Raw genomic sequence first — 12,685 nt, forward strand, 5'->3', positions numbered from 1 at the left:
TGATGATGAGTATGAAATTGCAGAACGGAACTTGATCAACGAACCACTTCAGCTTCGCAACAGCTATGGGAGGGCGATGGCTCTCATGAGGATGATGTTCAATGCACCATCCGATCCGCAAAAGTGGCGCGAGGACATCCGACCAGTGTGTTTGCCCAGGTTCGGGAACACGCAACGACAGCTCAGAGGTTGTCGGTTGCCTTAGCTGAACATCTAGCAATCTGGACGTCCGCTCTCAATGATTTCCCGTTAAAAGCGGGCGGTCAGTAGACGGCCCCGAAGTTGCCGCTTGGCGATCGTGGCGCGACTGACCGCTTCGCGCCCCCGATATCGGACATACACGCAAAATTTTGCTGTGCCCGGAAGCAGACATCACCACTTACATGACAGATCGTCATCGCCCCCAAACCGGACATTCGAATGCAATCGAACGTTGCCGCAGCCAACGCTCAAAACCGAACGAGCCGCTTAGGTATCGCCCGAATTTTGAGATTGCCGTGCAGCATTCGAATTTACCTCAACGGGCTGTACCAGATCGGCGAGGTATACGCGCGTTCTTGCATTTTCATTGGTGCTTCCGCTGGCATAGCGTTACCGAAATATTTCGCATCGTATGCAGTCCAGCGGGGCGTCGGGATTTCAATGACCCGGCCGTAATAAAAGGCCCACTGCGCGGCATCGAACTCGGGATCCTTCCACACCGCAATCAGTTCGGTCGCGCCAATGGTGTTGCTCCACGTTGCGGTGGTAATGTCCACCGTGTCACCGACAGGCGGCAGTTTGCCATCAGCGCCCGGCTCGCGATCTCCCGACCATGTTACGTCATACACCTTCTCATGGACCTCGCCGGCAGCGTCCAGCCAGCCCTTGACGACCTGATAACGGTCGAGATTGGCCCCGATTGGATCCTTCAGGGCCGCGACCAGGAAGGTCGGGGCCTTTCCGGCTGGAGCTGGTCCAATGTCGCCGCCCATGGGCACCCCCTTTGTATAGCCCGCGATTGCAGGACTGCGTGTATTTGCATCACTTGCTTCAAAGTCGAAGCCGCCAAAAAACCGGACCAGCATGCGGGGACCAGTCGTGGCGTAAGTCTCGCGGCGCTGCATCGCATCGAAAAGCGACGCGCGCGTGTTTTCGGTCGCCCACACGCCAGCGTAGCCGGAGGCCGTCTGCTCCCACCCCATGATGATGCGATCGCCTTGCTTCATGAAGGGGTGCGAAGCACGCTCCGCGCTCGGCTCGCTGCTCGATGTCTTGCCGAAGAAGTTGTCCTCCTCGACCGCCGACAACCCGGTGTGCGAGTCAGTGGATCCCACCAGTCCAAACTTGTAGGGATTGATGCCCAGCTTTTGCTCAAGCTTGAGGCCGTTCTTGAAGGCCGAGCGGGCATATTCGTATTCGAACATATCGGGTGTCTTCGCGACAGTCAGGTCGAGATTACCCTTGTCCCAGCGCTCGAAATTGGCGAACTCGTCATTCGGCGACAGGAAGGGATGGGTCTCGCCATCGCCCTTCATTTGCGTCACTTCATAGAGCCGCTCCCACTTGTTACGGATTTCCGCGTACTCGCGGTCGATCGGGGAGTTCGTCCCCGGCTCGATTATCGGGAACATCCGCCCGTTCGACAGATTGCCATTATGGGCGATCGCGAGCACGCTGCCTCCAGTCTTGTCCTCATAGCTGGCCATCCACTTCCACAGATCGCGGGGATTGTCGCTTCCAGGCGGCAGAGTGGTGTACGGAACGACCTGACTTGCCCTGTCGCCATTGTCACGGAAGATGATATTGCGATGCAGATTGTTGCCTCCTGTATTCGAAGTCCACTCGTAGCCAATGAAGGAAGTAAAGCGGCCGGGTTCATTGGCCTCCTCTGCAGCCTCGATGGTTTTCTGCCAGGCCCCGCGATAGGCTGCTGAATCAGGCGAATAAAGGATTGGGCCTTTGAATTTGCCAGCACCGAAGGAAGTAATGATATCGACGGCAGCTCCAGCGCCCTGACCAGACTGCATCATGTCGTACCATTTGCGGCCCAGGGGATCAGCCAGAAGCTCAGGCTTTCCCGCCAGGAGATCAGGAAAGAAACCCATATTGTCGGAATGATCGGCGACGACGAGGAAGTCGAGTGGCCGCGAGAGTTTCGCAAGTTGGCCCGATGAAGCCAGGATCTCCTCGCCCTTGGCGAAGCGATAGGCGTCGGCTGGCCCAAGCCGTGCGCCGAACGCTCCCGCGTCCATCGAAAACGATGTATGCAGATGGGTGTCGCCGAAAAAGGGACGCGAGGGAAAGTTGCGGCCTGCCCAAGGGGAGTATGGACGCTTGACAGGATATAGCTTCGCCGCGGTGTCGGCGTCGAACGTTCCGACGTCTGTCGTGACGCTCTCCTGGGCCAAAACCGGATGAGCGAAACCGATCACCACTAGTCCCGCCAAAGCGGCCCGACAAAGAAGACTTGTTCTGGTTCCGACCGTTTCCATCGACTTTCTCCTCCGAGTTCAAAATTGTAGGAACATTGCGTCCAGCCGCTGGAAGCTCCAGAATGCCGCAACCGTCCCGATCGCGTATGCTGAGCCGATGACGGCCCGTCGCGGGATCACGACGACACGCCTTACTGCATGGACCGCAGCCAGAATCACCGCGATGAAGACGAGCTGGCCGAGCTCCACGCCGATGTTGAAGGCAAGCAGCGCCAAGGGAATATCGTTTTGCGGCAGGCCAAGCTCAACCAACGCGCCCGCAAAGCCAAATCCATGCAGGAGCCCAAACGCGAAGGCCACGATCCACGGGCTGGTTAATGCCAAGCTGGGCTGGCCGCGCTCCATACGCAGCACCTCTGCGGCGACCAGAACAATGCTGATCGCAATCATGGTCTCGACCGGGGCAGACGGCAGAGTTACCCATCCGAGTGTCGCGCAGGTCAGCGTGATCGAATGTGCCGCTGTAAAGGCGGTGACGGCTTTCACCAGTTTGCGCCAGTCACGCACGATCAGCATCAGCGCCGCAACGAAGAGCAAATGATCGAAGCCAAATGCGATGTGCTCAACACCGTGTCGCGCATAGACAGCGAAAACCTTCCAACTGCTTTGCGCGGTCGGGATAACCGTGGAGGGATCGCTCGGCGTCAGCCGCGCGGTCCAAGTATTGCCGCTGGCAAGGACGACATGCACGAGGGCGTCGGTCATGCTGTTTTGCAACCCGTCGATGACGACGTTCTGGCCGGAAAGTGGCTCGGCGGTACGCATGCGCCAAGTCTGGACCATCGCGTCGCCGGTCTGGCGGGAAACGACAGGTGTCAGCTGCTCGACCTTGCCCGAAAATAGGGCAGACAAGGCGAGCCGCGCATCACCTTGCATCGGTATCTTGAATAGCACGCTGAATTCACCCGGAGACTTTTCCTCAACGCTCAGGTAGGCGGGCCGCACTTCGTGGGCGAGAGTCTGGACAGTGGTCAAAAGGATGACAATTAAAACGGGCAAACATCGCCAAATCCTGGTTGGTAGACTCTTGAAGGACCGCTTCATTTAGCGGCCACGCTGGGCACGCTTTGCGGTTCCAGCAAAGCTTTCGTACTGTCGTCGTACAGCACTCCATATTTCTTACGCAGATTGATAAGATAGGCGCTGCTCAGGTCCTCCTGCCTGCTATTCCGCCACTGCGTGAGGACGGCTTCCCTGACAGTGTCAAAGGATCTCAGCTCAGTCGGTGTTCGTACGGTGACCATGACCAGGTGCAGGCCGTATCCTGACTTGATCGGCCCTTTCCAGCTTCCCGGCTCCAGTGCGAAGACTTCATTGGCAAATTCCGCGCCAAACATTTCGGAAAGGGCGGAATTCTCCACCCGCTGAAAGTCGTCTCCGAGCAACAGCCTATCCCCCGCAACAGTGTCGCCGTTTCCCTTGGATCGCATCTCGGCGAGCAGAGCAGTGGCATCCGCCATCGGCTCCTTCCGCTGTTCGGGATTGAGATAGATTTGTTTGAATGAGACGGTGCCCGGCGTGGCGAAGCTCGCCATATGGCTGGCGTAAAACTGCCGCAGCTCATCCTCCGTGGGGTCAGCCAGCTGGACGGTATCCTCGATCACGAATTTGAGCTTCTGCGCCAGGCGACGGCGGATGATCGTGTCGTTCTCACCGAGACCCATCGCCTCGGCCTCGCGCGCCAGCAGTTGTTCGCCGACAAGATCGTTCACCAGACCGCTCAATTCCTCGGCAGTCGGATCGCGCAGCCATTGGCTCGCCCACGTCTGTTTCAACCATTGAATATCGCCTTCGCGGATGTGTATGGGTTCCGCCTCGTCGGCCACTGGCAATCGGCCGTTCAGCCAGTAGTAGCCGCCAAACACCACTGCGCCGATAAGCGCGAAATGCAACAGGGGCTCCTTGGAAAGTACGCGATAGATGTTGGAACTATTCACCTAGTTGCACCTCTCCGCTGGACTAGGTCCGGTACTGCAGCCCGCTGGGACCGCTATCTTTGCTCCATTTTTCGGCCCGGTAACTGCACCGACCTGGTTCGCATAATTGTCCCTTGTATCTTGATCGACGACGGCTATGGGAGCAGCCAATATCATTCCTGCTGCATTACCTGCTGCGGCGGCCGTTCCGGACGCAGCCACCAGTATTTGGTCGCCGAGACCGATCCTGTTGTCCGTCAGGGTCTGGCCTTCCGAAATGCGGGCACCGATGAGTTGGACTACCTCGGGTGATTCCGCGAACTTGGCGTGGTTGAGGCTGTCGCCGGCTTTGACCTTGGTGAGGTCGATCACGGCGATCTTGTTGTCTTTAAATTCCTTCTTGTATGGAGCCTGCTCCGGGTCGATGGACCCAAGTCTGGGTATATCTCCCCAAACCCGCCGAGAAAACGCCAGCGCGCGGTCATCGCGGGAAACGAATAGGGTGAACTGCGGACGCTGTTTTCCCATGTCCGCAATTTGCGAGCGGAACACGTCGACATCGACATCGGGAGCCGCCAGCATGACATTCTTGAATTTGCCCGGCAGCTTGCCATTGCGGATTGCCATCTGACGCAGCGACTCCAGGGCGAGCCAGTTCCCCATCGAATGCGCAAGTACCGAGACTTCCTTCACGTCAGGATCACGCGCTAGATACTGGAACAGAGTTTCCAACGCGTTGCGTGTGTAATTGGTGCTTTCGCGGTCATACCCATAGGCGAGCAGGCTGCCTCGCGACGGCCAGGTCACCAACACGGGCGCACTGTGCACACGTGAATCCTGCACGATCTGCGCGAAACGATAGACTGAATCCTCAAACCTGTTGTTGAATCCATGAATGAAGACCAGCACGCTGCGATCAGGGCTTTTCTTGACAGAGGCGCTGAGCCATTTCTTGGCCGCGTCCGATGTCAACTCAACGGCTTTCAACGTTGCGAAATCGGTCGCCGGATTGGAAGGCAGGCTCTTGGGCCAAGCGACTTCTCCTTCCTTGCGGGCACCCGTGGGCGGGATCGATACGGTGATTTCGGCAAACTCTGGTGTCCGCCCGCGCTCGCCAGTGAACATCTCTCCGGGAATCAACGAGCGGCTGCGTGTGGTCGCAACCAGCATATCCACCCTGCTTGATCTAGGAGCTGTGTCGGCGACAGGTAAAAGCACATTTTTCGGATGACCGGCGCAACCTGGACCGAAGATGATCGACAATCCGATCAACACCAATTGCAAGTATCCGAAACGGCTGTTGCTCATGGGCATTGGCTGTCTCCGTCGGTAGAAACCGTGCGCCAGGCAACACCAGCGACGTCGACGGGCGTTAGCGGACGTCCGACCCTGGCCTCGGCGCACCGACAAAGCAGGTCCTTGGCCTTCGCCTCGCCAGCAAACGCCACTGAAGATGCGCTGGACACGATGAACAGGGACCGCGCAGCCGATGTAACGGCTGTCACAGTAAACTTCTTCGCATTTCGGGCTGTGTTCCTCATCGAACTATGCCTTTCATTGGTTTCGCGTCGCATTCGCCGACATCGGTCCGGATTGGGAACGCACAAAATGCATTCACGCTTGATGCATTCGGAAATTCCGAGCTGCCAATTATTCGCTCCAGTTGGGCTCGGATGTCCTCGCCAGCAGGCGACGGTCGCGAGGCACTGGTGAACTGATCGACCCGAGCATCGAATGGGCACTGCATCCCTCGTTCCCCATGGACAGAAGCGTCCGCATTTTTAGGGTATGCTACTGTAACCTACGCCCCAAACGCGGATCCGTCCATGATAGTCGGTTGGCAACTCCGCCTGCTCAAGGCGAGGAGGACTGTGAGATGGACAAGGCAGTGATGGCCGCCATACGGCGTTTTCCCTTCCAGGGTATGCGATCGAGGAACGCGCTGCCCGTGACGAAGAGTTCCGTGATCTACACACCGACTTCGCCGACGCAGAGATAGATTTGCTCCGGTGGAATAATCGACGGAAATGAAGCGCGCGACGAGCGTTGTGCTGAATACCAGGAATTGGTGACAGATCCAGCCCGAGAGATTGCGGCGGCGCTCGATGCCGCCGCCATCATCCCCTTTCACAAGCGATGGCCCAAAATCGGCCCATAGCCTTGGAAGCTTAAGAAACAGCAATTCCGGCGCGGATACTCGCGTTCCTGTTGGACAAGCAATCAAAATAAGAATGCTAATTCTCACGGACTAAAGCGCCGCTACTACAGCAAGCGCTTCGCCCTCACGTGGAGAGGATAACTTGGCGCAGCTCCCTAAGATCAAGGCTGCATCATCAAAGACATCCGAGCAGCGTAACATAGCCGAGAGCCCAAGTAGCCGGATCATCACCATCGAGGCACGCAATGGAGTGGATGGAGGGGCGCTGCACGAGTTTTCTGGCGGATGCAGGTTGCAAGGCAGCATGTATGACCGTCGTGCACTAGGTTGAAATGTCAACACCAGCAAAGGCATTGCGCGGACTCAAACTATCTTCACCGTAATTTGCAGGGCTATGCGCTACGGAGGAACTAAGTGTCGCACGACCATGCCACGATAGGCGAGTCGAGCCGCCGTTGAAGAGACTCAGCCTGCTTGGGGAATGCCCCCACGAAGTATTTGGTACGTGTCGATGACCTGCCAATAGACGAAGAGGCTCTCCTAACCCGCGGCATAACTCAGAAATGCATGACGACACCGAAGATTGGCCCCTGCTCAACAATGTCCATGACAAAGCCGTCGCTGCTGTAATCGACGCCAAGCGCCCGGTAACCTGCGACCGCGGACACCCTCTCATTGAAACTGTAGCCAATAGCACCGGCGACATCCCAGTCGACATCGGCACCGCCGCCTCCGACCAGACCCCAGCCCGTGAAGTATACCTTGTCGGTGATTGAATATCTGGCGCGTATACCGCCGAGACCGTCTACCCACGTGGCACTATCGGTTCGCTCGACTCCATCGAGAATGCCTCCGCTGAACGAGATCTCAGTGCTGGCGTGCCATACCCTCAGGCCTCCCACGATATCGAGATTGCCGCGGTCATTCTGCAACACTGAGTAGCCAGCGCCGAGGAGCCCGGCGAAGGTTTGGGAGGTTACGTCGACATTCCTGGCAACTATGCCTCGCGGAGTGCCTGATCCGTTCGAGATCTTCGTATACATGATATCGGAAAAGATGCTGTAGCGTTCATAGCGCGCCTCGCCGATAGCCATTGCCGCGAAATCGAGATTATTGAGAATATCCCCGAAATCCATATCGAGTGCCACTGTGGGCAGGCCGAACACACCACTATCGCCGGACATTCCCGCCGCCCAGAAGTAGGGCGCGATCGCAAAGGTCCAGCCGTCCTGTTCGGTCTGCTTGAGCTCGGGTGCCATCGGCGACGTGATGTCGGCTGCGCACACGGGACTTGCTGCCAGAAACCCAGCCGCAATCATCGATACAAATGCAAGTGAGTATTTCATGGCTGTCCCCTTTTTTAATCACAAAGACTCTGTGCCATGAAGATACCAATGTCAAAAGGCAGCGGTTACACCTAATGAGGTCGTCGCTGCGAACCACCATAGGGCGGCCGCTTTTGGCCAGCAGCACTAGTTGAAAGATGTCCGCCTTACCTCCGTCTTCCTGCGGTGCAGCTTTCACGGCTTTGTACGGCTCTTGCGAATGTGTTCGATAATACCGCGCGCTATTTCCCTCTCTCCCATAATGATGAGGTCCGCTCCGAACTTGGCGAGATGTTCAACCTCAGCGTCAGAGTGAGCACGGGCAATGATCTCCAGATTCGGATTTGCTGCCCGAGCCTGCTGGATGAGATTGCCACCTTCGAAAGGATTGGGGATAGCACTAATAAACCAGCGTGCCTGCGAGAGTTTCGCGGCTCGTAGGATGTCGGGTTTTAGGGCATTTGCGTAAAACGCCTCTATGCCGCGGGCACGCAGCTGTTCAACAACGTCCTGTCGCTCTTCAATAATGAGTAAGGGCAGACTGTCCGCAAGGATTGCTTCGGCAACACGGCTTCCAACGCGGCCATAACCAACCAAGACAGCATGACCGGTGAGCTCGGTAATATTCGCTTCATCTGCGTTTGAAGTCGCGGCAGGCTGATCAGGCGTATTCTGTTGCTCATGCTCGGTGAGCCACGGAATGACGCGGATCAGAGCAGCAAAGAGCAACGGATTGACAAGAATCGACAGAATCGCACCAGCCAGAATGAGATCACGGCCCTCGTCTGGCAGCAGCTTAAGAGCGACTCCCAGCCCGGAGAGGATGAAAGAAAATTCGCCAATCTGTGACATGCTCGCACCCATCGTCAGCGCGGTGCGAAGCGGATAGCGCAGAGCAAGCGTTATGGCGAACGCAACGATGGCGTTGCCTAAGACGATAACCAGGAAGGTGCCAATGATCGGGACCGTTTCACGCACGAGGATCGTCGGATCGAACAACATACCGACAGAAACGAAAAACAGGACGGCAAACGCGTCACGGAACGGCAGGGTTTCCTGCGCCGCCCGCTGACTTAGCCGCGACTCAGCGAGAATCACACCCGCAAAGAACGCTCCGAGTGCGAGGGAAATGCCGAATAATTCTGCAGCGCCATAGGCGACCCCAAGGGCGACGGCCAACACTGCCAGCCGAAAGAGTTCTCGCGAACCGGTGTGGGCTGTGTAATGGAGAACCCATGGGATTACCCGCTTTCCAACGACCACCATAAGCAGCACAAAGGCGGCGATCTTGATGGCAGTGAGGCCGAGCGCGCTCCAAACGGTTTGTGTCTCAAACCAACCGAGTAGGCCAGCGGTCTGCGTCGTAGCTTGACTCAGTCCTCCAAGAGGGGCGGCAAAAAGGGGCAACAACACAAGTGCAAGGATGACGCTGATGTCCTCGACGATCAACCAGCCTATCGCGATGCGCCCCCGCTCAGTTTCGAGCAATCTGCGCTCATCCAACGTCCTCAAGACAACGACAGTACTGGCAACTGACAGCGATAGACCAAACACTATGGCCGCTCCGATGTTCCAGCCCATCAAATGCGCCAATCCGCCTCCGAGTAGGGAGACGATCGCAATTTGGCCGAGAGCGCCAGGTACCGCAATGGCCCGCACCGAGAGCAGTTCGTCGATTGAAAGATGAAGCCCGACCCCGAACATCAGGAGCAGAACACCGACCTCGGCGAGTTGTTGCGCAAGCATCTGGTCTGCAACGAAGCCGGGCGTGAAGGGTCCTATCACTACGCCCGCGATGAGGTAGCCAATAATGGTAGGCAGCCGAAGCCTGTTCGCTAGTGTTCCAAAAGCGAATGCAAGACCTAAGGCTGCGACCAAGGTGGTGATGAGCGGTGTTTGGTGAATCATACTAACCTGCGCGCCTTTGACGATCGAAGCGTCGGCTAATGCGACGAAGAAAAAGCGCACCGCCACAAGCCACCAGGCCGATCAAATGCATGATAACGGTGCGACCCAGGATTGAAAGCGGCTAAGCATCGAAAAGAGGGCAGAAAAAATGCCGGCTGCTTGCTTGCACCAAGAATATATTCGAACACATGACGCCAGAGGCAGCTGCTTTAAACGCGCTGTCATTTTGAACCGACGAACTGAAATTGTGTATGCAATCTACAGTATCGTACTTTCTCTCGAATGTCTCAGATGGACAATCATTTCGCCCATCGCTCCGTCGAGCTCATTTAAGTTTGTGTGCCGAAAGTTGGTCATAGGCCCCCGTTTTGCAAAATCCACCTTGGCTCAATCGGCCTTTTCGTCGCAGGACTTTCTCGTACTGCAAGCTGATCGCGGTCTAGGCGGATTGCTTGCGCCTATGCTCATGCGATGCCACTGCCATATTGCAGGTTCCAGTTTTTATCAGTGGTAGCCGTCAAGGCTTTGTCCGCAACCTGAGACTCGGTATATCCGTGCGTTCCCAAGCGGTACGAGTGTCAGCACTTTGGTCATATTGTACGATTGGCGGGCTCGGGCGCGTTCCGTTTGCGCAGCGATTGCAGCGATGATGGCAATATCCCTATGGCCCAAATTAAATAGCCGGAATACCTGTTTGGCCAAGCGGTCGGCGTAGGGATGGCTTTTCGAGGATCGGCCCAAATTCTTAGAAGCGCTGTCATGGGCAGCTTGCAGCACAATCCAATCATTGGCGAGTAAGAGATGCGGGCGGGTTTTGGTTTTATGGGCGGGCAACATGTCTGTCTCCTCGCGGTTAATAGGCGGGAGCAGGTACTCTCAAGCGTCAGTGGCCGTTTCATGCCTGACGACATTTAACTAACGCGCTCAATCCTTGAACAAGTCAACCTGCGACGGTCGTGAACGTAGCATCGAGCTGTTTTGCCATCGCATCGACAATCCCCTGCCCAAGCCGGGTTTTGAAAATTTGGGGTCGGAAGCAACCCCTACGCCGTCGTCACTTACCGACATCGACCATTTTGTGTTCTCGGAACGATAGTCGACGACAATCTTGCCACTGCGATCGCCGGGAAACGGATGTTTGAGAGGATTGATCGCCAGTTCGGTGACAATGAGACCGAGACTGACCGACACATTCGCCTTGCCGGCACTGTCATCGACCGTCACCTCAATAGAGAGTTTTTCGGGATCGTGGATCATTGATGCCCCGAGGCTTTGGCAGAGCTGCGTGCAGTATGACCTGAGGTGAACGTCACCAAGTCTGGAGTCCGCAAGCTGCTGTTGGACGGAGGCGATGGACAGTACCCGGCCGTGGGCTGATTTCAGGTGCGGGGCGTTGAGCCGGAAATGCGCAGTCGGTCAGGAAATTAACTACGAACTCAGCGCGACACCGGGCACGATGTCAGCTGCTCGATTTGAGTGGTGCCTAATAGCTGCGGCATTGCAAAAAAGCCGAAGCGGCAAACGTTGCTGCATCAGTCAGAGCAGTGCCCGGACTAGTACCCGGCGTTTTTTTATTTTACAACCATTCAGAACAGAACGTTTTCAACCATGGGACAAACTATCGATTGAAAACCCTCAAGGAATTGGCGGAACGTCGTGCAGCCGCAGCGACGGCAAAGAAACTGCTGCTAAAGAAGTTCGAGGCCGCACCGAAACCGAGCGACCCGGACATGGTTGCGATACGCTCCGAACGCGAAGCGGTTGCCGCAGCGCGTGAAACACGACGTGTAGAACGTCAACGATCGGTCCAGGAAGAACTGGATCGTCAGATCGTTGAGGCTGCAGCAGTTGCTCGTGCTGCATCGGCGCAGGCGGATGCGCTCGAAGCTGAAGCTAAAAATCGTAGCGCGCGCGTGGCGGCCGATAAAGCTGAACGTAAGACGGAGCGCGATCGGCGGTATGCTGCCCGCAAAGCCAAGCAACGGTGAATCTAGCCTTGGAATTTGGTAGATACGAACCATTCTGTTCAACGGGATTTCAGCATTGAGGAGACGCAGTTCCCGCTCCAGCAGCATTTCCTCGACCAACCGCAGCCCAAACCGCTCATGAGGCATTGAGGTACCCTAAGCGCCTACGCAAGGCACACGCGCGCGCTTCCAATGTCGTCAATCTGGCAATCGTCTCGAAACGGAAGCGCGCAGAGCGAATAGGGGCTGGCGACTCCGGCCAGAAAAATCAACCTCCTAGCTCGCCTGGCAATCGAAATCGTCACGGTTGTTCCGGGGCGGCATTATCGGCGTGGCGAACTCCCGTCGCTGTTTGCGGTCTTTCTGACTGGTATACGACTCAAACCACCGCCCTCGCTGCCGGGAGTTTCAAGATATAGTTGATAGGCCCTTGCAACCTGCTCGTACGCATGCGGCCGTGAGAGTTGAACGCCGCTGACTTTACTCATGCGAAATTGCGAATGCCCGAGGATAAAGGTCCAGTTCCAGCGCCCATCGTCCGGACCACCGTCGATGAGGTAGACTCGGCCGACATCGATGCCAGTACGGTTCCTAGCGGTAAAATCCTGCGACTGCTCTATTAGTCCCACACGAGTTCTGTGCCATGTAATTTCCATGGCTTTCAAACTCCGGAGACTTTAATTCGTTTCAAAAATACGACTGCGTTCAGACACTTTCTTCATAACTTCTTAGAGTCGTTTCGGCCGGCCAGCATTGAACGCGTGAAAAGAGTTGATCCGCCGGGCGACTCTACTAACCTCCGAATCAGTTTTACTCATCACGAACTGGACCTTAATGAATCAGCCCCGGAAAAGGTACAGGCCGAAAAAGGACAAGCGCGATCTGGCCACCAGGATTGCCGATTATGTTTTTAGCCTGAAATCAAACAATCCGAAGC

At 56.4% G+C, this 12,685-nt stretch carries 11 protein-coding genes; 2 read left to right on the forward strand and 9 right to left on the reverse strand.

What is annotated here, in order from left to right:
• Positions 1-512: 512 nt before the first annotated feature.
• From K9U38_RS20895 to K9U38_RS20915, 5 genes are read right to left on the reverse strand one after another with little or no spacing between them, the layout of a single operon-like run.
• A complete protein-coding gene (locus K9U38_RS20895) occupies positions 513-2,474 on the reverse strand; it encodes a DUF3604 domain-containing protein (protein ID WP_224496292.1) in 1,962 nt (653 codons plus the stop codon).
• An 18-nt stretch (positions 2,475-2,492) separates the two neighbouring features.
• Entirely contained in the window at positions 2,493-3,473 is a 981-nt protein-coding gene (locus K9U38_RS20900; RefSeq protein ID WP_224496293.1) for a HupE/UreJ family protein, read from the reverse strand.
• Positions 3,474-3,514: 41 nt separating this feature from the next.
• A complete protein-coding gene (locus K9U38_RS20905) occupies positions 3,515-4,411 on the reverse strand; it encodes a peptidylprolyl isomerase (RefSeq protein ID WP_224496294.1) in 897 nt (298 codons plus the stop codon).
• Entirely contained in the window at positions 4,412-5,698 is a 1,287-nt protein-coding gene (locus K9U38_RS20910) for an alpha/beta hydrolase (RefSeq protein WP_224496320.1), read from the reverse strand. It lies immediately after the preceding gene.
• The gene (locus K9U38_RS20915; RefSeq protein WP_224496295.1) at positions 5,695-5,931 is read right to left on the reverse strand and encodes a hypothetical protein; all 237 of its coding nucleotides are present in this window, start codon (positions 5,929-5,931) and stop codon (positions 5,695-5,697) included. The genes K9U38_RS20910 and K9U38_RS20915 overlap by 4 nt, the downstream gene beginning before the upstream one ends.
• Before the next feature lie 335 nt (positions 5,932-6,266).
• On the opposite strand from K9U38_RS20915, the gene K9U38_RS22055 reads away from it, so the two are divergent.
• Complete coding sequence (locus K9U38_RS22055) at positions 6,267-6,389, forward strand: hypothetical protein (protein WP_255607491.1); 123 nt, start codon at positions 6,267-6,269, stop codon at positions 6,387-6,389.
• A 716-nt stretch (positions 6,390-7,105) separates the two neighbouring features.
• On the opposite strand, the gene K9U38_RS20920 is transcribed toward K9U38_RS22055, so the two are convergent.
• The 4 genes from K9U38_RS20920 to K9U38_RS22170 all read right to left on the reverse strand — a co-directional run bounded on the left by K9U38_RS20920 (position 7,106) and on the right by K9U38_RS22170 (position 11,038).
• On the reverse strand, positions 7,106-7,894 hold the full coding sequence (locus tag K9U38_RS20920) for a DUF481 domain-containing protein (protein WP_224496296.1): 789 nt from the start codon (positions 7,892-7,894) through the stop codon (positions 7,106-7,108).
• A gap of 174 nt (positions 7,895-8,068) precedes the next feature.
• The gene (locus K9U38_RS20925; RefSeq protein WP_224496297.1) at positions 8,069-9,781 is read right to left on the reverse strand and encodes a cation:proton antiporter domain-containing protein; all 1,713 of its coding nucleotides are present in this window, start codon (positions 9,779-9,781) and stop codon (positions 8,069-8,071) included.
• A 504-nt stretch (positions 9,782-10,285) separates the two neighbouring features.
• Entirely contained in the window at positions 10,286-10,618 is a 333-nt protein-coding gene (locus K9U38_RS20930; RefSeq protein ID WP_224496298.1) for a hypothetical protein, read from the reverse strand.
• Positions 10,619-10,705: 87 nt separating this feature from the next.
• On the reverse strand, positions 10,706-11,038 hold the full coding sequence (locus tag K9U38_RS22170) for a hypothetical protein (RefSeq protein ID WP_370632026.1): 333 nt from the start codon (positions 11,036-11,038) through the stop codon (positions 10,706-10,708).
• A gap of 368 nt (positions 11,039-11,406) precedes the next feature.
• On the opposite strand from K9U38_RS22170, the gene K9U38_RS20940 reads away from it, so the two are divergent.
• Complete coding sequence (locus tag K9U38_RS20940; RefSeq protein WP_224496299.1) at positions 11,407-11,769, forward strand: DUF6481 family protein; 363 nt, start codon at positions 11,407-11,409, stop codon at positions 11,767-11,769.
• Positions 11,770-12,685: the final 916 nt, after the last annotated feature.

This window comes from Phyllobacterium lublinensis (genome assembly GCF_020164435.1).
In the GTDB taxonomy this organism is placed as follows: domain Bacteria; phylum Pseudomonadota; class Alphaproteobacteria; order Rhizobiales; family Rhizobiaceae; genus Phyllobacterium; species Phyllobacterium lublinensis.

Coding starts and splice junctions, on each gene's coding strand:
- K9U38_RS20895 (WP_224496292.1), bottom strand. CDS start 2,474: ATGGAAACGGTCGGAACCAGAACAAGTCTTCTTTGTCGGGCCGCTTTG.
- K9U38_RS20910 (WP_224496320.1), bottom strand. CDS start 5,698: ATGAGCAACAGCCGTTTCGGATACTTGCAATTGGTGTTGATCGGATTG.
- K9U38_RS20915 (WP_224496295.1), bottom strand. CDS start 5,931: ATGAGGAACACAGCCCGAAATGCGAAGAAGTTTACTGTGACAGCCGTT.
- K9U38_RS22055 (WP_255607491.1), top strand. CDS start 6,267: ATGGACAAGGCAGTGATGGCCGCCATACGGCGTTTTCCCTTCCAGGGT.
- K9U38_RS20920 (WP_224496296.1), bottom strand. CDS start 7,894: ATGAAATACTCACTTGCATTTGTATCGATGATTGCGGCTGGGTTTCTG.
- K9U38_RS20925 (WP_224496297.1), bottom strand. CDS start 9,781: ATGATTCACCAAACACCGCTCATCACCACCTTGGTCGCAGCCTTAGGT.
- K9U38_RS20930 (WP_224496298.1), bottom strand. CDS start 10,618: ATGTTGCCCGCCCATAAAACCAAAACCCGCCCGCATCTCTTACTCGCC.
- K9U38_RS22170 (WP_370632026.1), bottom strand. CDS start 11,038: ATGATCCACGATCCCGAAAAACTCTCTATTGAGGTGACGGTCGATGAC.